At 33.8% G+C, this 23,525-nt stretch carries 19 protein-coding genes; 8 read left to right on the top strand and 11 right to left on the bottom strand.

Annotated elements, in window-relative coordinates; all coding sequences use genetic code 11:
* The first annotated feature begins 4 nt into the window (after window positions 1-4).
* The 8 genes from H7355_RS08040 (at window position 5) to ftsZ (ending at window position 11,415) form a co-directional block, all read left to right on the top strand.
* Window positions 5-1,699 (top strand): UDP-N-acetylmuramoyl-L-alanyl-D-glutamate--2,6-diaminopimelate ligase, encoded by a 1,695-nt coding sequence (locus tag H7355_RS08040; RefSeq protein WP_186646399.1) that lies wholly within the window; start codon window positions 5-7, stop codon window positions 1,697-1,699.
* 11 nt (window positions 1,700-1,710) lie between these two features.
* A complete protein-coding gene (gene mraY / locus H7355_RS08035; protein ID WP_449267310.1) occupies window positions 1,711-2,817 on the top strand; it encodes a phospho-N-acetylmuramoyl-pentapeptide-transferase in 1,107 nt (368 codons plus the stop codon).
* Between the two features lie 15 nt (window positions 2,818-2,832).
* The gene (gene murD, locus H7355_RS08030) at window positions 2,833-4,431 is read left to right on the top strand and encodes a UDP-N-acetylmuramoyl-L-alanine--D-glutamate ligase (protein WP_186646396.1); all 1,599 of its coding nucleotides are present in this window, start codon (window positions 2,833-2,835) and stop codon (window positions 4,429-4,431) included.
* The gene (ftsW, locus tag H7355_RS08025; protein WP_186646395.1) at window positions 4,428-5,651 is read left to right on the top strand and encodes a putative lipid II flippase FtsW; all 1,224 of its coding nucleotides are present in this window, start codon (window positions 4,428-4,430) and stop codon (window positions 5,649-5,651) included. The genes murD and ftsW overlap by 4 nt, the downstream gene beginning before the upstream one ends.
* A gap of 3 nt (window positions 5,652-5,654) precedes the next feature.
* The gene (gene murC / locus H7355_RS08020) at window positions 5,655-7,064 is read left to right on the top strand and encodes a UDP-N-acetylmuramate--L-alanine ligase (RefSeq protein WP_186646394.1); all 1,410 of its coding nucleotides are present in this window, start codon (window positions 5,655-5,657) and stop codon (window positions 7,062-7,064) included.
* Window positions 7,051-8,166 (top strand): hypothetical protein, encoded by a 1,116-nt coding sequence (locus H7355_RS08015; protein WP_186646393.1) that lies wholly within the window; start codon window positions 7,051-7,053, stop codon window positions 8,164-8,166. Before murC ends, H7355_RS08015 begins: the two co-directional genes overlap by 14 nt.
* Before the next feature lie 107 nt (window positions 8,167-8,273).
* The gene (ftsA, locus tag H7355_RS08010) at window positions 8,274-9,578 is read left to right on the top strand and encodes a cell division protein FtsA (RefSeq protein WP_186646392.1); all 1,305 of its coding nucleotides are present in this window, start codon (window positions 8,274-8,276) and stop codon (window positions 9,576-9,578) included.
* Between the two features lie 43 nt (window positions 9,579-9,621).
* On the top strand, window positions 9,622-11,415 hold the full coding sequence (gene ftsZ, locus H7355_RS08005; RefSeq protein WP_186646391.1) for a cell division protein FtsZ: 1,794 nt from the start codon (window positions 9,622-9,624) through the stop codon (window positions 11,413-11,415).
* Here ftsZ and H7355_RS08000 read toward each other — a convergent pair.
* From H7355_RS08000 to H7355_RS07950, 11 genes are all read right to left on the bottom strand, one after another.
* The gene (locus H7355_RS08000) at window positions 11,398-12,339 is read right to left on the bottom strand and encodes a hypothetical protein (protein WP_186646390.1); all 942 of its coding nucleotides are present in this window, start codon (window positions 12,337-12,339) and stop codon (window positions 11,398-11,400) included. The two genes, ftsZ and H7355_RS08000, sit on opposite strands and share 18 nt — an antisense overlap.
* Before the next feature lie 21 nt (window positions 12,340-12,360).
* A complete protein-coding gene (locus H7355_RS07995) occupies window positions 12,361-13,800 on the bottom strand; it encodes a glycosyltransferase (protein ID WP_186646387.1) in 1,440 nt (479 codons plus the stop codon).
* A 191-nt stretch (window positions 13,801-13,991) separates the two neighbouring features.
* The gene (atpC, locus tag H7355_RS07990) at window positions 13,992-14,444 is read right to left on the bottom strand and encodes an ATP synthase F1 subunit epsilon (RefSeq protein WP_186646385.1); all 453 of its coding nucleotides are present in this window, start codon (window positions 14,442-14,444) and stop codon (window positions 13,992-13,994) included.
* A 19-nt stretch (window positions 14,445-14,463) separates the two neighbouring features.
* Entirely contained in the window at window positions 14,464-15,879 is a 1,416-nt protein-coding gene (gene atpD / locus H7355_RS07985) for a F0F1 ATP synthase subunit beta (RefSeq protein WP_186646383.1), read from the bottom strand.
* A gap of 22 nt (window positions 15,880-15,901) precedes the next feature.
* Window positions 15,902-16,840, bottom strand: coding sequence for an ATP synthase F1 subunit gamma (gene atpG / locus H7355_RS07980; protein ID WP_186646381.1), 939 nt, complete (start codon window positions 16,838-16,840; stop codon window positions 15,902-15,904).
* The gene (gene atpA, locus H7355_RS07975) at window positions 16,824-18,350 is read right to left on the bottom strand and encodes a F0F1 ATP synthase subunit alpha (protein ID WP_186646379.1); all 1,527 of its coding nucleotides are present in this window, start codon (window positions 18,348-18,350) and stop codon (window positions 16,824-16,826) included. Before atpA ends, atpG begins: the two co-directional genes overlap by 17 nt.
* A gap of 11 nt (window positions 18,351-18,361) precedes the next feature.
* Window positions 18,362-18,931 carry an ATP synthase F1 subunit delta gene (gene atpH / locus H7355_RS07970; RefSeq protein ID WP_186646377.1) on the bottom strand — a complete coding sequence of 190 codons (570 nt, stop codon included), beginning with the start codon at window positions 18,929-18,931 and terminating at the stop codon, window positions 18,362-18,364.
* A gap of 44 nt (window positions 18,932-18,975) precedes the next feature.
* Entirely contained in the window at window positions 18,976-19,983 is a 1,008-nt protein-coding gene (locus tag H7355_RS07965; protein WP_186646375.1) for an ATP synthase F0 subunit B, read from the bottom strand.
* A gap of 198 nt (window positions 19,984-20,181) precedes the next feature.
* A complete protein-coding gene (locus H7355_RS07960; protein WP_186646374.1) occupies window positions 20,182-21,009 on the bottom strand; it encodes a hypothetical protein in 828 nt (275 codons plus the stop codon).
* A 379-nt stretch (window positions 21,010-21,388) separates the two neighbouring features.
* Window positions 21,389-22,096 carry a glycosyltransferase gene (locus tag H7355_RS07955; RefSeq protein ID WP_186646373.1) on the bottom strand — a complete coding sequence of 236 codons (708 nt, stop codon included), beginning with the start codon at window positions 22,094-22,096 and terminating at the stop codon, window positions 21,389-21,391.
* Window positions 22,097-22,158: 62 nt separating this feature from the next.
* Window positions 22,159-23,511 (bottom strand): glycogen/starch synthase, encoded by a 1,353-nt coding sequence (locus tag H7355_RS07950; RefSeq protein WP_186646372.1) that lies wholly within the window; start codon window positions 23,509-23,511, stop codon window positions 22,159-22,161.
* Window positions 23,512-23,525: the final 14 nt, after the last annotated feature.

Here is a 23,525-nt window from a genome sequence, read left to right as displayed (position 1 = left end):
AAGAATGTCCGTAAAATTTAAATTAACGCACCCTAAAATAAGCATGTATGATATTTTTATGATTAAAGAGTTAAAGGATATTTTATTATCCAATAAAACAGATTTTATAAATAAATCTCAATGCGATATATTCTTAAATTCAGCAGATGCAGAAAACCAACTTAAAATTCAACCTCTTTCACGAGAACCACATTTTATATATATAGCTAGAAGAGGAAATCGATTTAATGGAAATATATTTGCAGAAAAAATCTTAGAATCAGGTAATATATTTATTGGAAATCCAAAATTTATTTATGAATTAAAAGAAAGCTTAAATAAAACAAATGAATGGGTGGAATCCATTTTATCTAATCCTCACTTTATTGCAGTTAATAATGTCGAATTAGCTATCAATTATATCATAGAATATGCTTACAAAATTGACAATAATAAATTCCAAACAATAGGAATTACAGGAACAAATGGCAAAACATCTGTCACTCAAATAACAGGACAAATAATCGAGCACTTGTCCCATGAAGAGGTTTTAAAAATTGGCACGCTTGGCATGCAAATTGGTGAAGAATCATTAGCTGGCTCCCATGTGACAACACCTGACTATCCAACATTATTAAGTATAATCAATGTTATAGACAAAAAAAACATTAATAAAATTATAATGGAAACAACTTCACATGGATTGAAAGAAAATAGACTAGGCAATTGGAAAGTCGATACTGCTGTTTTTACAAACTTAACACAAGATCATCTTGATTATCATAAAACAATGCTTGATTATAAAGAATCAAAAGAAAAATTATTTTCTCAATTTTTAAAAGTAGATGGAACAGCAGTGATTTGCACTCATAATGATAATTGGAATTCTTTTGTAGAAAGTTCTTTTAATAAAAAAAGAACTTTAATTGGTGTAGGAAATTCTTTATTATGCGACTCATTTATAAATTCTTATAAAAATCATTTTAATAAAACATATTACCTTTATTTCAAGGATAAAAAGTCATCTTTAAATGGAATTTCTGGTACATTCTGTCTGCAATCCGATTTTATGAATAAAACCATAGAAATTAAGTTTTATTGCCCACTTATTGGTGATTTCCAATTTGAAAATATACTTTGTTCTATTGCATGTGCAATATCTTTTAATTATGATCCTAATGAAATAATTTCTTCTCTAAAAAATATTAAAAATATCCCTGGTAGACTTGAAGTTATTCATGCTGAAAATGACAAGTTAAACAATAATTTGCCAACTGTTTTGATTGATTATGCACACACTCCTGATGCATTAGAAAAAGCAATATTAGTTTGTAAAAATATATTAAAGTCCGAAAATAAAGGGAGACTAATAACAGTCTTTGGTTGCGGTGGTGATCGCGATAAAAGCAAAAGACCATTAATGGGTAAAATATCATCTGAACTATCTGATGTGACTATAATAACTTCAGACAATCCTCGCACAGAAAATCCAGAAAAAATTGTCGATGAAATATTCGTTGGTGTTTTAGATAAAGCAAAATGTTTAAAAATAATTGATAGAAAAAGTGCAATTGAATCTGCCATACAAAAAGGGAACGCAAATGATCTGATCCTAGTTGCAGGTAAAGGACATGAAGATTATCAAATTATAGGCGAAACAAAGCATCCCTTTTCAGATGCTCTCATAGCAAGATCTGTTTTATCTAAGGAGAAAAAGTAAGAATGATCTATATACTTATAAATAAACTGATACTGCTAAGCCCGAAATTCTCTGGTCTTAAAGCCTTTTCTTATCTATCAAGCCGAGCGATTCTTGCCCTCATCACGAGTATTATTATTTCAATGATTTTATACCCGAAAGCGATAAAAATACTAAGATCACTCAAAGCTGGTCAACCAATTCGGGAGCTTGGCCTTGAAGAGCAAATGCAAAAGAAAGGGACTCCCACAATGGGGGGCATTGTTATAATATTTGCTACTCTTTTTAGCGCTCTCTTATGGATGGACCCAACAAATCGACATTTTATTACACTTTTTATAATCAGCGTTGGTTTTGGTTTTATCGGTTTCTTAGATGATTATTTAAAAATTACAAAAAAAAATACAGATGGACTGTCTAGCAAAAAGAAAATGCTTGGTTTGTTATTTTTCGGAGGCATTGCAATTGCATGGCATCTTTGGGCAGCAGGTCATTTAGTAAATCCAAAATCAATTTCAATGAATCCAACATTCGTTAATATTCCATTTCTGAAAAACATGGTTATTCAAATGGGAATTCTTTATGCGCCGTTTGCAATCATTGTTATTGTTGGATCAAGTAATGCGGTTAACTTAACTGATGGTTTGGATGGATTAGCTATTGGTCCAGTTATCACTTGCGCTTTAACTTTGACAATCTTAAGTTACGTTACTGGAAATGTCGTAATTTCTAAATATCTTTATTATCATTCAATTGCTGGATCTGGCGAAATAAGTATTTTTCTTTCTGGTCTTATTGGATCTTCTATTGGATTCCTTTGGTACAATACTTTTCCTGCTCAAATATTTATGGGAGATTCAGGAGCACTCGCTCTTGGAGGAATTCTTGGAACAGTTGCAGTGATAACAGGTCACGAAATACTTCTTGTTTTAATGGGTGGTGTTTTTGTTGCAGAAGCTTTAAGTGTTATTATCCAAGTTGCATCTTTTAAAACAAGAGGAAAAAGAGTGTTTCGCATGGCACCAGTTCATCATCATTATCAAAAAAAAGGCTGGCCTGAACAAAAAATAACTGTGAGAATTTGGATAATTAGTTTTATTCTTGCTCTCCTTAGTATTTTGACTTTAAAGTTACGTTAAAGGTTATAAAATTTTATGGCACATAGACCAAAAGTTGAAGGCGTACATTTTTATATTGCTGGAGCAGCTAAAAGCGGGATTGCTGCAGCTAAAATTTTAAAAAAACATGGAGCAAATGTTTTTGTAACTGAAGAAAATTTGATTTCTAAAAATATTGAAAATGAATTAATATCACAGCAAATTCCATATGAATATGGATTTCACTCAATTGAAAAAATCAAAAATAATTGCGATATTCTTGTGATATCTCCTGGTATTCCTTTAAGTAAAGAAATCTCTATTGCTTGTAAGAAAAATAATATTCCAATAGTAAGTGAAATCGAAGTTGCATCTTGGTTTCTTCCTGAAAATTGTATAATTTTAGGAATTACTGGAACAAATGGCAAAAGTACTACCACGCACTATGCCGCTCAATTATTTGAAAGAGCTGAATACAAATCAATTTCTTGCGGGAATATTGGCACATCAATGTCGCAAGCTATATATGACAATCTTTCAGTTGAAATACTATCTGTTGAATTGAGTAGCTATCAGTTAGAAACCACTTATTCCATGCACCCCATGTGCACGGTTTTTTTAAATATACAAAATGATCACTTAGGTCGCTATGAAAATATTGATGAATATATAAAAGCAAAGTGGAGATTAATTTTACTAACTCATGACTCTGGTATAGCTATAATTGATAGAAATGTTATAAAAACTGCTGTCAATATGGGGCTCAGTCTACCTAGAGCAAGAATAATTCTTATTGAATCAAGCAATCAAAAACAATTTGATAATATTTTAAATTCACCCATTAAAGCCCGAAGAGAATATGATATTCGCAATCAAATTTCATTTGGAAAAATATTACCCTACGCAATCTATCATGATTTAAAAAAACTTTCTGTAAGTGAATTGATGTCTGAAAATGAATTTGAATCTGCCTATGCAAAATATGACAATAAAGACAGTTCCATACATGTATTTCTAAAACTAAAAAACTCAACTAAAACTTGGGAAATAAGAAATCCATGTTTACCTGGCGAACACAACATGATTAATATATTATGCGCAAGCATAATGGCTATGCATTTAGGTGTTGATGATAATATTATTTTATCTCAATGGGAATTAGAAACAACAGAATACAGTCATTTACAACATAGACTTGAATATATTTCACCTAAACTTGAAAAATTTATAGACTCGAATGGTAATGAGAAAGAAATTTTAGTTATTAATGATTCAAAATCTACCAATGTTGAAAGCACTCTTGTTGCTTTAAAAGCTTTTCAAAGACCAATACATCTTTTACTTGGAGGCATGCCTAAGGGTGATAATTATTTACCAATCGGAATATATTTTAAACAAAATTTGCTAAAGATATATCCATTTGGTAAAGCTTCAGAAAATATCCAGCACGATTTAAAAACATATAAGAATAAAATTTCTCCAAGCTCTGAAAATATGCTTGCTGCAGCAGATCTTGCTTTAAATGAAGCAAAAGACGGTGATATAATATTACTCTCACCTGCATGTAGCAGCTTTGATGAGTTTAGAAACTTTGAACATAGAGGAAATGTTTTTCGCGAATGGGCTTTTTCTTGTTTAAAGGAAAATAAAAAGTGACTTCATCTGAGAAAACGAACACATCGAAAGAGATAGAAAGTGATTCTAATAAATTAGAAAACATTCTTGATAATTCAAAACCAAGCACTTGGATAACATATGGGGGAAACGTCTTATGGGTTCCGGTCATAGCATTAACTGGATTTGGAATTCTCTTTGTTTATAGCGCATCATCAGTATATTCTGCACAGCATTATGGAACCGAATTTTATTTCGCTAAAAAACAAGCATTTTTTCTGTTACCTTCATTATTAGCAGCATTTGCTGGTGCTATGATCCCCTTTGAATTATATTATAAATTTATTAAATATTTATTTTTTATACTCGTGACAATGACTTTTGCTACACATTTACCAGGAATTGGCCGTAAGGTTTATGGAGCGTCACGGTGGTTAAATTTAGGAATAATGCCCATACAGCCTTCTGAATTTTTAAGAGTATTCTCTATAATCTATATGGTATGGATAATTTCTAAACAAGAGAATATAAATAATAAATATATTGAATCAAAAAAATATCCTCCCTTAATCGAGTATGGTTGCTTACTTTTAGCACCAATTGCTATTATTGCACAAAAAGATCTTGGCACTACTGTCGTTGTAGTTACTGGTTGTCTTGGAGTTCTATTTATGAACGGATTACCAAAAAGATATTTTGCAGGTATTTTTGGAATTCTTATTTTTGGTTTAATCTCTGCTATTTTATTTGAACCATATCGAATTGCACGGGTTATGACCTTTTTAAATCCATTTAAAGATCCACTGGGTTCTGGTTTTCAAGTTATACAAAGCTTCGTAGCTGTAGCTAATGGTGGTTTATTTGGCCGTGGAATAGGAGAAAGTCAGCAAAAACTTTTCTTTCTACCAGAAGCTCATACTGACTTCATTTTAGCAGTTATCACTGAAGAAATGGGTTTTATAGGAATTCTCGTTCTTGCCATCTTATATTCGGTCTTATATTATGCGATTCTTAGACTTGTAATTTATGGAAGCACACATCGCGATCGCTTACTGGCAACTGGCGCTTTCTCCATGTTAGTCATTACAACAATAATTAATATGGGTGTTGTAGCTGGAGCTTTACCAACAAAAGGTCTTCCTTTACCATTTATATCAAATGGCGGATCAGCATTAATCGCTAATTATTTCATAATTGGTTTAATGTCCCAAATTTCAAGACGAATTTATTTACAAAATAATCAATTAAAAAAGGCAATATAAATTATGTTTAATGCAATAAAAAGAATCCATTTTGTAGGTATTGGTGGAAGTGGCATGTCTGGAATTGCAGAAGTGCTTATCAATTCTGGTTACAAAATATCAGGAAGTGATATAAAAAAAACGGCTATTACCGAAAAATTAGAAGGACTTGGTGCAAGAATATTTATTGGACATCAAGCTGATAATATCACACATTCTCAAGTACTTGTTATAAGCAGCGCAATAAATAAACACAATCCAGAAATAATTGAAGCACAGAATTTAAGAATTCCAATCATCCACAGAAGCGAAATGCTCGCTGAACTTATGCGGATGAAATATGGAGTAATCGTTGCTGGTACACATGGAAAAACAACAACAACAAGTATTTTAGCATCATCGTTGCATCATGCTGGCCTAGATCCAACAGTTGTTATTGGTGGAAAATTGAACTCTTTTGGAAGCAATGCAAAACTTGGGAAAGGAGATCTTTTCGTTGCTGAAGCTGATGAAAGTGATGGTAGTTTTTTACGACTGACACCAACAATTGCAATTATTACAAACATCGATAAAGATCATCTTGACCATTATAGTAACCTAGATGATATCGTAAAGGCTTTTGAAACTTTTATAGATAAAGTACCATTTTATGGAGCAGTTTGCGCTTGCATTGACGATCCCATAGTCCAGATGATACTTCCAAAAATAAGACGTAAAATAATTACTTATGGTTTAAGACAAGATGCAGATATAACTGCAGTTGATAAACTAACAGATGGAATGAATACCACATTTACACCAGTTATTTTTGGCAAATATCAACCACAAGTTACAATAAAAATGCCCGGTCTTTATAACTTAACAAATTCCTTGGCAACATTTGCAGTTGCATCTCTGCTTGAATTAAACATGAATGTAATCTGTAAATCAATTTCCGCTTTTGAAGGTGTGCAACATAGATTCTCAATTCTTGCTGAAATAAATAATATACTTATTGTTGATGATTATGCACATAACCCCAAAAAAATAGAAACCGTTTTAAAGGGAACAAAAGAAAGTTTTCCTGATAAACAAATTATCGCTATTTTTCAACCGCATAGATATTCTAGATTAAAATATCAAATGGAGGACTTTGCCAAATGCTTTGTAGATGCTGACAGAGTCATAGTCACTCCGATATATGCTGCTGGAGAGTCTCCACTTGAAGGAATTAGTAAAGAAAATATCGCTCATCAAATTAAAATTAATAGTTTTAACAATACTCCTGGAACTACATATTCAGTCAACTCATTAGAAGAAGCGTCAGAAACAGCAATAAATATATTAAATCATATATCTCCCGAAAATGGAGCAATTGTGATAACCTTAGGTGCTGGTAATGTTAGGCAAGCAGGGCATATGATAATGGAGAAGCTGAGTTTTGAATGGAAATAAAAAACAAAGACGAGTTAATTTATTAATTGCTCAAAAACCAGGACCTCGCAATAGAAAAGGAATTAAGAAACAAGAGAAAACTTTTTTTCTTTCTAAAATATTTTATTTCTTTAAAGCATTCTATTTAAAAACGAACCAATTTATTTTATTTTCATACTCACTGCTAAAAAAAAGGCCACGTTTATCTTATATCTCTTCGATTTTAATAATATTTACAATTATTATTAAAATCAGCATTTATTATGTGAATATATATAGCGAGACAATATTACCAAATAGTGTGAAAATAAATACAGATAATAGCAAAATTACAACTGAGCTATATTCTCTGATTAACAAAGAATTAGCTATTTCACTTAAGAAAAAAGAAAAGCGTTCGCACTTTTTAGAATCGGTTGATAGCATCCTAAATTCAATTGATATTATTGATCAATACTGGATACGTTTAGGCCTTGATGGAAAACTACAAATTAATGCAATAATGCAAATCCCTGTGATGATAATAGAAGCAAAAAATAATGAACGATATATAATTAGCAATAATATGAAAATTATTTCTAAAAATCCTCCCCAAGAAGAATTTGCTTCGCTTCTAAAAGTTGAAGCCCCTGAGTTAAAAATAAATTGGCACTCTAAAAATTTTTATAATAAACTGAAAAAAAACAGATCACTTCAAGCGGATATCAAAGGAACTGAAACCAGCGGACCAGTTAATTTTCCTTGGTTAATTAAGCAAATACGTCTTATTAATTCCGAGATTCAAAACGTTGGTTCTGGTTATTCTCTAGCAAAAATCATATGGTCCTCTCAGTCTGGCTTTTCTTTAAAAATAAATAGAAACATTCAAATGTTAAAGAATAAAAAATCAAATACACTTAAATCTGAAAAGCAAGATCCGCATGCTGAAGAATTAATAAACAGTCGATTAATCGAATTTGATGCATTACTTGGAGATGGCCAAATTAGAGACAAAATGGATAAGCTTAAAATTCTCTTAATAGAGCTTTCAAATAAAAATATTTATCCAAGCGAAGTTGATCTTGACTTTTCAGATAAAGCTACATTCAAGATTCTTGGATCAAATCTCAATCCATCCTTTTAGTGTTTTTTAATTTCAACTAATGACTTTTTTTTTCTCATTGTGTAAGTTTAATGAGATCGCGTTCACAAAATGCTTTTTAAACATTTTGCATGCAAAGTTAAATTGAAATGAAAACATCTTTAAATAAAAATATCTGTATTTCTCTTTCACTTGGTTCAACACACACAAGTCTTGTTGCTGCGAGTTATGAAAATAAAGATTTGCAAATGAGTCATGATGATCTTCCTTTTTATGAAAAAGAATCAAACCGAATTCAAATTCTTGGTGCTGCTCGAATTGCAAACAATGGAGCCATAAAAAAAGGTGTTGTTTCAAGTATCGATGCAGTTACAGCTTCAATACTTGAAACAATTGATGAAGTTGAACGTCAATCTGGAATTGAAATAGAAGCCGTTCGAGCATGCATCGCAGGAACTGCCGCTCAATTCGATAATCACGTTGAAACATGTACTATCAAAGGTGAAGAAATACGTGTTTCTGATTTGGAAAAAGTCTCAATGGCTGTGCGTAATCAAAAACCACCTATGGGTTTTGATTTTGTTCATATGATTCCCAGTTCGTATTCGGTAGACGGGAAGCATGGTATTCAAAATCCAATTGGTATGAGAGGTTCAACTCTTTCGATTATGCATCACAGGGTTTTTTATCCTCAGGCCGATCTGCATAATATTGTCCGTTCCTGCAACAATGCAGGTGTACGTGTACAAAGTTTTGCTTTTGAGCCACTTGCTGCTGCTGAAGGCGTGCTTACGCGTGATGAAAAAGAATTTGGCTGTATTTCCCTTTCTATTGGCGCACATTTAACACATGCATCTGTTTACTTAGGAAACATTCCTGTTTACTCTAAGGAATATCCAATTGGATCGCATCATATTACAAAAGATCTTTCAATCGGCTTAAGAACGACACAAGCTGAAGCAGAAAGAGTAAAAAAAGAAATAGGCAAAGCAATTGAAACTTCTTCAAAAGATATTAATGAAAAAATTGAAATTAGCAGCATAGACGGAAATGCAATCCGCTACGTAACGCGTAAAGAAATTAATCAAGTCATCGAACCAAGAGTTCGTGAAATTTTACAAACCGTTTATGCAGATTTGAGAAGATCAAGATTGATTGCAAGAACTTCGAAAGGAATTGTTTTATCGGGTGGTGGAGCTTTATTAAGCGGTATGACGCTTGCAACTGAAGAAATATTCTCTCTAAATGCAAGAATAGGCATGCCTGCAAATATAATTGGAGCAATTGAAGGCCTCAAATCTCCTATTTGGGCATCAAGTATTGGGACATTATCGCCTTTATTTGCATCCGTTCATGGGGATAACTCACTGCAACAAACCGAAGAAATATCTGGAATTAGTTCATTCGCAACAAAAATATGGCATCGAATAAAGGAACCATTTGCTTCTCGATAATGTATAATATTTTAACAGTTAAGAATGACGGAGGACTTATATAATGAGTGACAAAGCAGATAAAGGCAATAAATATTCTTCAAATGCAATAATTAAAGTGATTGGCGTGGGAGGAGGAGGTGGAAATGCTCTGAATACCATGATTGAATCCGGATTGTCAGGCGTTGAATTTATAGCGGCAAACACAGATGTTCAAGCCCTGCAATCAAATCTTGCACCAATCAAAATTCAACTTGGCAGAGAACTCACTAAAGGTCTCGGTGCAGGAGCAAACCCTGAAACAGGTCGCAATGCTGCGCTCGAAGACAAAGCAATCCTCCAAGAGGTTTTAAGTGGTGCAGATATGGTTTTCGTCACTGGCGGTATGGGAGGAGGAACAGGAACAGGAGCAGCTCCTATTATCGCTCAAGTTGCTCGAGAATTAGGCGCCCTAACTGTAGGAGTTGTAACAAAACCTTTTACCTTTGAAGGCAAAAGAAGAAAACAACAATCCGAACACGGTATACAGTCTCTCCGTCAATCCGTGGATACGCTGATAACCATTCCAAATCAAAGGTTGTTAAGTATTGCTTCTCCTGAAATGTCTATGCTTGATGGTTTTAAATTAGCTGATGAAGTTTTATTAAATGCTGTGAAAGGTATTTCAGATATTATAAATATCCCTGGAAGAGTGAACGTAGACTTTGCAGATGTAAAAACAATTATGTCTGAAATGGGTATGGCACTTATGGGTATTGGCGATGCAACAGGTCCAAATCGTGCCGCCGAAGCTGCACGCTTAGCAATCAATTCACCTTTACTTGAAGACATTGATATTGAAGGTGCCACAGGAATTCTCATTAATATCACTGGTACAAGCACTATGACACTGCATGAAATCAGTGAAGCTTCGACACTTATTCAAGAAGCTGCACACGAAGATGCGAACATTATTTTTGGTGCTGTGATCGATGAAGCTATGGAAGATAGAATTCGGGTAACAGTGATTGCAACTGGATTCGATCAAGCGCGCGTTGCATTTCCCGAGTCTGCTCACGGATTTGCGAATATTCCTCAACAGCAGGGTCAGTTCATGCAAAACAGTGTGAGTAGTCAACCTCAACAAAGCATCCCGCAACAACCTTTTGCAGGTATGAATTCTCAGCGCCCACAAAATAATTTTGCGCAAAATATTCCTGCAGTGAATCCTTACGATGTCAGAGGTCAAGTACAAAATCATACTCAACAACCTCTTAATCAAAATCAATTCAATCAAAATTCACAACCAAATCATTTTCCGAGACCCCAGTTTGGCAGAGATACTCAACCAAGTTTTGCTAACAATCCATCTGTAAATGCACAATCTCCACTTATTAATAGAACTGCAAACGAATTAAATAATTCTCATGTAAATATTAATTCTGGATTCCGTAATAATCCTCAATCTGATTTAAGAAGTACACAACCAATTCAACATCACCATCAGCCAATTCACAAGACTGAATCGACTCATACAAATTTAAATTGGAACACACCTAAACAAAATCAATCCAATGATAATCTTCAAACTCAAGCACAAAGTCCAACAAATAAAACAGAAAGTTCAAGTTCTGAACTTGAAGATTTAACTAAGTGGACCTTTGATATGGCATCCCATCAACAAAACGCAAATCGTGGTGCTCACGAAGCAAAAGTGATGGGAGCAACATCATCAAAGAGTGAAGAAATATCCCAAGAAGATACTGCTGAAAGCGCAATAAAACTTGCAAAAGAATTATCGGATATTGAAATCGATGATTCAGACTTTGAAACTCCTGCATTTATGCGAAGAAAAGACGATTCACACAGAAATGCGTGAGAATATTAATTCACTGTCTTTAGAATCTTCCATAGAAGTATCTGAATATTTATATTTATATTCAATAATTCCTAAATAAATACACCAAAGAAGAACTTTATAATCTTCTTTGGTTTTAATTTTATAAAAGCTATCAATTGAAGAAGTAAAAACAAAATTAAATAGTTTATTATTATTCTTATTTTCCTTATAATGCATATTCAAAATATCTGAATTAATTTCATTTTTAAAATTACTAACATAATCTCTATTTTTGTAGAGCTGAATTCCTTCATTAATTTCACATATTTTAGTAACCAAATCATCAATAAATTTTTTATTACTTAAAAAACTTGATGGATAATACTTTAATAAATATGGCACATAAGTTATGAACCCAAGTTCTTTTTTCAAAAAAAATTCTTGCCTACATAATCTATTTAAAAACGAAATTGTTGGTGCAGAAGAAAGCATTGCGATAGATGATGTGCTATTTAAAGATAACTCATATATTGCTCTTACTCTCGAAAATAAGTCATTTGTTTTTTCAAATAAAGAATTTAATTTCTTATTTTTCTTTCTTATACTAAGCTCATGGTAAAACTTAGGTAGATAAATAACAAACTGGAATGGCATTTTTAAAATAATTTTAAAATAGTTTAACTTATCAGAAAAGTTTTTTACAGATAAAAAAGACCAAAAATCTATAACTATGATAATATTTTTCTTATCATTTTTTTGTAACCATACATGCAATGAATTTAAATCTTCATGTTCACAACGTATAATCTCTTCAGGAAATATATCCAGAAGTGACACAGTTTTTTCATGGGTAGAGATTTGTATATACACATCACGAATATGGTTTCCTTTTTTAAGCCTTTTAGCACACTCTGCTGTAATATTTATATCTTTAAATCCCCAAAACAAAACTCCAGTTTTCATTATTTCCCCAAAATTATTCTTCTATGTTGGAATAGAAGGCTTTTTATTTATCTTTTTCAAAATATCTGAACCTTGGATTAACCAATCTAATAATGAAATTGCTGATTCTTTCCATTCAAAACTTCTTCCTTGTGATCTCTTAATAATATATTTTCTTGTCGAATCTGCATTCTGCAAACCAATATAAAATTCAGAATCTTTTTTATCAAGTAATAGTTTTTCAATTTGTTTTACCCAAATAGAAGGCGAACTTGAATCACTCCCGAGCCAATAATTACTTGGTAATATACCTGGAGGAAAATGCAGATCAACTGCAGTAGATGTTCGATAAAGTACGGGTGTGCCACTGAGTGCCGCTTCCAATGGGGGCAAACCAAATCCCTCAGCTATTGATGGATGTACTAAGAGGTCGGAAATACGATAGAGTTCAGCCAATTCACTATCTGTCAAAACTGGCAAAATAATAGTTTTAAGGCTTTCAAAAACTATTAATTTACCGCATTCTCTAGAAACACATCTTTTTAAATAACTCGATATTTCTTTATTATCTGCACCAATGCGAATAAACCAAACATCTAATCCTGTCGTTTCGGGAGTTATTTTTTGAATTGCCTGCGCAGCAAGATCCCAGAATTTATATTTTTGATTTCTACCAACACCAAGAACCCATTTTTCTTTCAGAAATTTATTGATCACATTGCGAAACTTATCATTATCCACTGTGTCAACCAACTGTTCTAAAAATTTTTCTCTCCGCGAAACTAGTTCGCGAGCTTGTTTGATCTTAGGCTGACAGCCAAATTCTAAATCAACGGCATCACCAATTATATGCAATGGAGCTGTTCTTTTTTTAACAAGCCCTTGAAGAAGTTTCGCAGAATGTGGTGATACTGTTGTAACAAAAGGTAAACGAGAAAGGGTTCTTTTAACTAAAAATTTAAATTGTCTTTTAAATAAAAATCCTACACCTTTAATTGGCATAAATGGAATACTATCATGAATAACCTGTATCACCCGTGATGACATACTGTTTCGAGAAATAAAGAGTGGTCTATCAAAATTTGCAGGAGCAAACCAAATTATTTGGTTATGGGTGAGTTTTTGAATGCGTTTCAAAGTGAAAGTGGGCCAAAGCCAAATAGGTTTATCATATGATTTCTGTAAAGCTCCTGGACCTCCACTCCAATATGATATGATATCAGGATATTTATGGACGAGTTCAACGACCCACTGCGCAGGTTCTGATTTCGAAACAATAAGAATCTTTATTCTCTTACTCTCAATTTGATTTTTTTTTCTATTTTCTAATTCTAAAACCAAAGCGCGTGTAAGCCCTATGACAAATCGAGAAATTCCCGAAACAACGCCTTGTTGGGCGGTTCTCCCATCAATAGCAAGCCAAACGATATCTGATTTATCTTTATATAAGACATCTTGTACTAAACTCTTTTGTGAGACCATTTTAACACCATTATATTTTAGTTAAAAAAAGGAAGAGCTTTATTCAAACCCTTCCAAAAATAATAACATAATAATATTGGGTAAGCTGCCAGCGCCCCTAACACAGTCATCAAATGATCATATGTTTAAGCTAGAGTCTTTTTTATGCCTAAAAGTATAAAAAAGATTTTAGCCAGCATAATACTTAAAATCTACACAGATTTTTTATCATTTGCATGCTTGTTTGTATGAAGATTTACAGCTTCAATACGTGCAAGCGCTCTTGCTCGTGAGCCCTCTGCTCTTTTGACATCTACATTACCAAGCTCTTTCGCAGCCAATCTTCCTTCAGCTCTTTCAAGAGATCTTTTTGCTCTGTCTAAATCAATCGTAGCAGCTTCTTCTCCTACATCTACCAATAAATTAACTGAAGTGCCTGTAATTTCTGCTACACCACCAGCAACTTTAAAAAATCCAGAAACATCATTTTGTGAGTAAAGCACTACACCCGTACCAACAGCCGTGACCATTGGAGCGTGACCTGGCAATACTCCAAGAGCACCATGTTCCGATGGAAAATAAAGCTCCGAAACACCAGATAAATCTAGGAGACGTTTAGATGGAGTGAGAATAACGACTCTCATTTTGTCTTTTGCATCGATCATAATAATTTAGTACCCCAAATTAAACGCTAACGCCCATCTTTTTAGCTTTTTCAACTGCTTGATCGATTCCACCCACCATATAAAAGGCAGATTCAGGAAGATGATCCCATTTACCGTCGCAAAGTTCTTTGAAACTGCGCACAGTATCAGCAACTTTAACATAGCAACCAGGGTTACCTGTAAAGACTTCAGCAACGTGGAAAGGTTGAGACAAGAAACGCTCAATACGGCGTGCGCGTCCAACGACAAGCTTATCTTCTTCAGAAAGCTCATCCATACCCAAAATCGCAATAATATCTTGCAATTCTTTGTAGCGTTGTAAAATCTGCTGAACACGACGTGCTGTTTCATAATGCTCATCACCAACGATCTGTGCATCGAGAATTCGACTTGTAGAGTTCAATGGGTGAACGGCAGGATAAATCCCTTTTTCAGTTAAAGAACGATCCAAGTTTGTTGTTGCGTCTAGGTGAGCAAAAGCTGTTGCAGGCGCAGGGTCTGTATAGTCATCCGCAGGAACATAAATTGCCTGAACTGATGTAATAGAACCAGTATTTGTTGAAGTGATGCGTTCTTGTAGATCACCCATTTCAGTTGCCAAGTTAGGTTGGTAACCAACAGCAGAAGGAATACGTCCTAATAACGCAGAAACTTCAGCACCTGCTTGAGTAAAGCGGAAAATGTTATCTACGAAAAAAAGCACGTCTTGATTTTGTTCGTCACGGAAATATTCAGCAACAGAAAGTCCTGATAATGCAACGCGCGCACGAGCTCCAGGTGGTTCATTCATCTGGCCATAAACAAGAGCCACTTTGTCAAGAACTCCAGAGTCTTTCATTTCATGATAAAGGTCATTACCTTCACGTGTACGCTCACCAACACCAGCAAATACAGAGTATCCTCCGTGTTGCTTTGCAATGTTGTTGATTAATTCCATAATAAGAACTGTTTTACCCACGCCTGCTCCACCGAAAAGACCAATCTTTCCACCCTTTTGATAAGGAGCGAGGAGATCCACAACTTTAATACCTGTTTCAAGCATTTCAAGTTTTGTACTTTGACGTGTAAAGTCAGGAGCTTTTCTGTGAATCTGATAACGTCTTTCAGAAGGAACATCACCTTTACCATCAATAGGATCACCCGTCACATTAAGAATGCGACCTAGAACAGGTTTTCCAACAGGAACTGTGATTTGATCATGAGTGTTACGAACTTCAACACCACGGCAAAGGCCTTCAGTAGAATCCATTGCAATTGTTCTTACAATGTTTTCACCTAAGTGTTGAGCGACTTCTAAAACGAGATTTTCTTTAGAAGAGTTGATAGATGTATTTGTTGTACGTAATGCGTGAAAAATTTCAGGAAGATTGCCTTGTGAAAACTGCACATCGACAACTGGTCCCATAACTTGAATAATTTTTCCTAATTCAGACATAAAAAGCTCCAAATTTTTAATTTTACAATGCCTCAGCACCGCTGATAATTTCAATAAGTTCGTTTGTAATTGCCGCTTGACGAGCTCGTTGGTAAGTAATTTGTAGCTTACGCTCCATTTCTTTAGCATTACGAGTTGCATTGTCCATTGCAGTCATTCGAGCACCTTGTTCACTTGCTACAGATTCTAGAAGTGTTTGGAACAGTCTAGATGTCATATAGCGAGGAATTACGTGCTCAAGTAGCTCATCAATTTCAGGCTCAAATATAGGTTCTGCTTCAACAGAAGCAGGTCCAACATGGAGAGGCAATACAGTATCAGCAGTCGGAATTTGAGACATTGCAGACTGGAACTTATTATAAACAATAACAAACTTTCCTATTTTTTCTTCTGTATACAGTTTAGCAAATGCTTCTGACAAACGGGTTGCCATCGCATTTGTTGGCTTATCAAAAGGAGTTGTAATTGAAACTAAGTCTGAATCTGATAAGAGAGCACTTGCGTTTGCAACATAATCATTTTCAGAAATGTATTTAGCTTCGTCTTTCTTTTTCAAGACAACTCTTCTTCTTCTATTTAAAGTTTGAAAAGCCTTTTTTCCAATACAAATAGCTGTAACTTTAAATCCTTCAGCTTCAAGAGCTTCAATAGTTCTTATAGCTTGCTTAGAAACGTTTGAGTTGTATCCACCGCACAAACCTCTTTCCGAAGAGATAATCAGCACAGCAGCAACCTTGCTAGAAACTTCATTCATAAGCGGGTGATTGCTCCCCCCACTCACTAGACCTGCAAGTTTTGCTGTGAGCTGCGCAAGAGAAAGAGCGTATGGACGTGCGTTTACAACATTGTGTTGAGCACGACCAAACTTAGCAGCAGAAACAAGCTTCATTGCTTTTGTAATTTGCTGAGTGCTTTTAACACTTTTAATTCTATTGCGAAGATCCTTAAGATTTGCTGGCATTTGGTTCAAACCTCTTTGCGAAGTCATCGAGAGCTATTTTAATCTCTGCTTGAAGTTCGTTACTCATTTTCTTACCTGTAGCAATTTCAGCCATGATTTTAGGATGAGCAGCTTCAAAGTAATTCAACATTTGGCGTTCATAAGTGCGAACATGGCGCACTTCGATATTGTCAAGGAATCCATTGATTGCAGCAAAAATAGTAAGCACTTGTTTCTCCACAGATAATGGAGAATACTGAGCTTGCTTAAGCAATTCAGTCAAACGTTGTCCACGGTTAATCTGCTTACGAGTAGCCGCATCGAGGTCGGAACCGAACTGCGCAAACGCAGCAAGCTCTCGATATTGAGCGAGTTCAAGACGCATATTACCAGCAACTTGCTTCATAGCACCTGTTTGTGCAGCTCCACCCACACGAGATACGGAAAGACCTGCATTCACAGCCGGACGCATACCTGCATTGAACAAGTCTGCTTCTAAGAAGATTTGTCCATCCGTAATGGAGATTACGTTTGTTGGAATGTATGCAGAAATGTCGTTAGCTTGCGTTTCGATAATAGGAAACGCGGTTAAACTTCCTGCACCAAGTTCATCATTTAATTTACATGCACGTTCGAGAAGTCGACTGTGTAGATAAAAAACGTCTCCAGGATATGCTTCGCGACCTGGAGGTCTACGAAGAAGAAGGGAAAGTTCACGATACGCTTGAGCGTGTTTTGTTAAGTCATCATAGAAAATAACTGCATGCTGACCACGATCTCTGAAGTATTCGCCAATAGTGCATCCAGTATATGGTGCCATGTATTGAAGAGTTGCAGCTTCAGAAGCACCAGCTACTACGATAGTAGTATATTCAAGTGCGCCCGCACGGCGAAGTTTTTCAACAATTTGAGCAATTGTTGAATATTTTTGACCAATGGCAACATAAATACATTTTACGCCATTGCCTTTTTGATTGATAATAGTATCGATTGCTATAGCTGTTTTACCAGTTTGGCGATCACCGATGATCAATTCGCGTTGTCCACGTCCAATTGGAATCATAGAGTCAACAGATTTAAGTCCCGTTTGCATAGGCTCATGGACGCTTTTACGCGCCATTATACCAGGTGCTTTGACTTCAACAACAGAAGTCTCAGATGCATTTAAATCACCTAAACCATCGATTGGCTCACCGAGAGCATTGACAACACGACCAAGAAGCTCTGGTCCAACTGGAACACTATTTACTTTTCCAGTTCTACGAACCTGCATACCTTCAGTAATTGTTTCACTGCCGTTAAAAACAGCAACGCCAACGTTGTCTTCTTCTAGGTTTAAAACAATACCTTTAACGCCATTATCAAACTGAACAAGTTCACTTATAAGGGCTTTTTCTAGTCCATAAATGCGAGCCATTCCATCTGCAATAGAAACGACTGTTCCAGTTTCAGACACTTCTGCCTTCTGACCAAAAGCCTGAATTTTCTGCTTCAACAATTGGCTAATTTCATCAACCCGGATATGCTCCATGAATTCAACTCCTAACTCAAAGACTCTTTAAGATTCAAAAGACGTGAACGCAGACTCGCATCTACGTTTGTATTTCCTACTTTAATTATAAAACCTGAACGAAGAGTTTCATCAATCTTCGTTTCGAGAACTATTTTTTTCTTTAATACAGATGACAAAGCCTGAGAGAATTCTTCACGCCCTGTATCAGATAAATTATTTGCTGAAACCAACGTTGCACGTGCAACACCGATATAATTATCTGCTTTAATCAAAAAATTATTTAAAACGATGGGCAATTCTGAAAAGCGATCGTTTTCAATCATAAGTTTTAAAAAATCTTTTATTTCTGCAGGTAGTTTATTACTTTTTGCATAGATCTTATCTAAGACCAATTCAAGTAGCGCATTCTTTTCTTCAATCGTTAAAATAGGGCTCTTGAAATGAGACAATACTTTTTTATCAAATATAGCAAGCAATTCCCTAACAGTGTCTGCAAACTTCTCAAAAGAAAGTTCATCACTATTTTTAGCAGCATCAATAGCACACTCATATAAAGCTGTGCCGTAGCGTCTTGCTATGGAACCAGAATTTTTTTTCATACTTAAAAATACTCCACAGAAAACAAGAAAATAATACTTAGAAATTAATTAAGAGAGTTTATTCCTTCGATTGTTTCTGACTTTAATTTGGAGTCAAGTGAGAGCAATTTTTCGGGAGAAAGACGCTTTTCAACTTCTTCAAGTGCTAAAATAAATAGTTCCTGTCTGATTTCTTCTTGACTACGATGAATAAGTTCTTTAGCAGCACGCTCAGCATCTCTTAAAATTGCTTCAGAAACTTTCGCAGCTTCTGCAAGTATTTTCTCACGCTCAATTTTAGCATCGAATAAATTACGTTCTTTTAATTCATTGATTTCATTTTGCAATGATGCAATTTTACTTTCATATTCCTTAATTTTTCTTTCCGCTAATAAAGCAGCTTCTTTAGCTTCAGATAACTTTGCTTTAAAATCGTCACGTCTTTTTTCAAGCATTGCTGTTATAGGCTTTTTTGCAAAATAAACAAGCGCAAAGACGAAAACACCAAACTGAAAATAGGGCCAAAACACTCCATACAGCCAATCAATTTCAGTTTTGTCCATGACATCAGCCGAAGCTGCTTTTTGAAAAAAAGCGATAGAAGCACCCATTACAAGGAGAATGGTTAAGCCAATCTTCTTGTAAATAGCAGAAACTAAATCATTAATTTGATTGGGCATGTTAGATTTTGCTTCAATCATTTCCATGGAAAGCTTCTCTCTAATAGAGTTCACATGCAGCGTGGCTTTCCTTTGATTTTCAGAAATCATTTTCTGTGCTAACTTTTGAGCAGCTTGAATTTCTTGAGCTCTTAAATTTTTTGCTTCTTCAGCTCCATTTTTAAGTTCCAAAAAATACTCATGTTCAAGTTGAATTGCTTTTTCGTTTCGATTTTTTGAAGATTCAAAACTTCCAATGGTTCTTTTCTTACGCTCATTGTGTAAGCGAATTGCAGGACCGATAATAAGTTTTTGGGCAACAACAACCCCAACCAAGAAAATAGCAACTTGAATACCGAATCGGACAGCTCCTTCTGTGTCATGAAACGGATATATATCTAGAGAGCCAGCCATTTACTCCACCTCAGCGCAAATTCAGCACGAAGCACTGAATATTCTAAATAAAATAAAAATATCTCAAAACAATAACGGCGTTGTTTGGGTAAAACTCCCCAAGCAGCACCCGCTCGTTCCTGTATCTGGCCATGTTATTACTGTGATCTCAGAGTTTCTGCAACCCCCCGCTCACATATTTTGCAAATTTAATATCTATTAAATTGACTTTTGAATATATCCCTCAAAAAAATGGGAAACACCAAGTTTTTCTGCAGTTTTAAGATGGCCAAGCAGAGTCGTTCTTGAAACTGAAAATATTTGACTCGCTCGGGTCATACTCAGTCCTTGCAAAGTAATTGAGTAATAAATAAAGCTCGATTTTAGAAAGCTATGAGCATCCTCTCCTCTAAGTAGGACATAAGAAAAGAATTTTTCTGCACATTTTTCGAGCGAAACCTCTTTTTTTTCCAAATCTTCCAACACCTCAGATTGCGTTTGGTCTAAAAAGCGCTGAGCCTCCTCAGAATCACCTCGAAAGCCTCCTAAATAAGCAGTTTGCACAACAGAGTCAATAAGTAAATTCAGTCCATGTACTATTGTTATCTTTTTTAAACTCAATAATTTATTAGAGTCAAAGATATCGATATAAATATTTAAGTTGAAGAAATTTAAAATTGTAGTTATAGCGGAAGGTATTGAAGATAAAAGCAGATCAGGAGATGGCAGCTCAATAATAATAAATCCATACCCCTTTTTAATTTGCGTGCTTCCTACAAAAACGATAGGCATAAAACTTGAGTCTTCTACATTGCTCATTTCATTCAGAGCATATAATTTTTTTGAATCCGTTAACAACAAAAACTCTCTCGAGTTTATTTTTAGCTGCTGCTCCAAAAGCTCTAAAACTATATATTCAACTTCAGGATATCCCGTTTTAATTTGCACATCAAAACCTTGTCTTAATATGGATAAGATCTCATCAATTTTTTTATTTAATTTTTTGCTTATGAGCGCTGAAATAAGTTTCGATCTAACAACTGCCATTTTTCCCCCAAATAAAAAAGATAACAAAATTGATTTAAACGAACTTACTATTTCTAAACACCCATTCTATGCAGATAGTTTTGCTCAAGATATTATTAACAATCAAATCTTTTTCATTTTCGCTTTCAGAATAATCAATTGATAAGACCGAATCACCTTTTCGTAGCCTTACTTAATATTGAGCCATTCTCTTAAACAAGATTTTCCCTCTCATTACATTTTCTTAAGAATGTTTCACGTGAAACATCGTGAGAGATGATTCTTAGAATTTGAATAATTTATGTATTTTATCTACAAATAAAATATTGCAATTAGATATGTATTATTATGATCTTACAAACTTTTTGAAGGTATTTTTAGTCGCATTAAATTATAAGAATTAATCAGAATTAGCAAGCTCAATAGTTCTTATGTATAAATCTATATATTGATCCAATGCCCCACCTTTCGCATTCCAATCAAACGTTTTAGCATTCTCAATCAAAAAAACTTGATGCTGTTTTTTCTCTTTATTAGATAGCATATTCCATTCATGCAAAGGCTGATTAAGACTATCAATTAAATTTTTTGCTGATAATGCGGAGTTTCCCATAACACGCGTGAAAGGAATACAAGTAAAAGTGAATATATTATGCATATTGCCGTAAGGGTTAGTGCATTGGTCTTTCAATCCCTCTTTATATGAAGAAATAGTTGCGCTTCCCATACTTAAGCCTTCAACTGGAACTAATCCTGAAGCTTCAATGACTGACGGAACGATTGTAAAATCGGAAGCAAAACGAATAACTTTTCCTTTTGTAGCCTCAATATCTTCTAAAATTTCCAATTGATTTTTTTCATAACTTGTATATACCTTAATTAATCCATTATAGTTCTTTTTATCATTTTCTAAACTTTTTAACTCAAATAATTCAAGAGGTATATAACCAGACAGAGCCCCCATAATGACAACCTGTCCATTTTTATTTATTATAATATCTTTAGCAAAATCAGCTAAAACATCTAAACCTTTTTCTGGAGAAAACCTTCCTACAAATAAAAATAATGGTTTCGTTTCAGAGCCAATAATTCCTTTTTTATATAACAACTTCTTCGCATTTATTTTTTGTAAATAATAATCAGAGTAGTCCTCTTTAACAGATAATTTTCCTAAGACAGATTTTTTGGTGACATCAAAATTTTTAAATAAAATACCATTATTAATCGATACAAATAAATTTTTATCATATAGTTTTTTAAAGAATCAGAAATGATATTTCCATCAGGCCAAAAACTTGGTTCCAAAGTTTCTTGTTCTGTCGTCTTAGATACAAAGTTTACAAGATGACTATTCTCATTCATCATTACAATAATATTTGTATTTGTTTCTTTATTGTCTTCAAGACCAATTCTTTTATAAATACTTTTATCAAAAGAATTCCCTGGGTGATTATCATGTAAAGTTGATAAAATACCAATTTTAGGTAATCCAGCCTCTGCTCTTCTAAGATTATATTTTTTTTGAATTAAACTTGAATAAGCTACAAATTTTCCATTAATATGTAGAATATCAAAAAAATCATTTCCATTTTCACCACTATATAAAGATGAAAATGATACTAATGCTGTATTATAATATAAACAGCCAGCTTCATTACTCATGATATTGAAAAGCTTTGTTTGTAATTCTACATCAAAAACTTCCCATCCTTGTATTTTTAAACCATTAGAACGCATATATGAGTAATTTGGATCGGGCTGTACAAAGTATTGTACTATATTATTATCTGAAATTTTATAAATAGAACTTTTATAAATATTTCCATCTAAATAATGATCTACCATACCTACATAAATTGCTTTTTCAGAATATTTTGCCTTTAAAAAATCATAAAAAGGAGTGATTAAACTTCCTTTTATTTTTTCTTTATAATTTACATTACTTAAGGTTTCTAACTGAGCCGATAATATTCCAGATAAATATTCTCCAATTCCACCTAATCTTGCATTTGGTGCCTCAAATGAAGCTAAAAGAACATTTATTTCACCCTTCTGTTTAGAATTTTTAGAATTCACTAAAATATTTATATTATCCAAATATTTCGCAGTATCACCTTGATTATACCTTACAGAATAAAAGGAACTCGGTATTTTATCAAAAGTATTTAGAAAATCAATTTTAGATAAATAATGAATTCTTTCTTGATCGTTAACTTCAAAACTTTTAGTCATTCTCCGAATAAACTCGTCTTTTACTTCGAAAGAAAGTTTCTTATACATTTGATGAATATTTTTATGATCTTCCAACCAAACATAAACAAAAAATAAATCTTTATCATTTAGTTTATAAAAATCAAAATCTTTAATTTTTATAAAAGTAACTTTATTATTAATTAATTTTTCAACATTTGAGATTAGTTCTTTACTATCAATTTTTGAAGTTGTGCTTTTGTATGATTGTACCTTATCCCTCTGTACAAAAAAGCTACATGAAGAAATTAATAGCACTAAAAGTAATTTCAAAATTAATAACTCTA

This window comes from Fluviispira vulneris (assembly GCF_014281055.1).
Lineage (GTDB): Bacteria > Bdellovibrionota_B > Oligoflexia > Silvanigrellales > Silvanigrellaceae > Silvanigrella > Silvanigrella vulneris.
The sequence above is the reverse complement of the archived record's forward strand: the minus strand, read 5'-3'. Positions and strand labels throughout refer to the sequence as shown.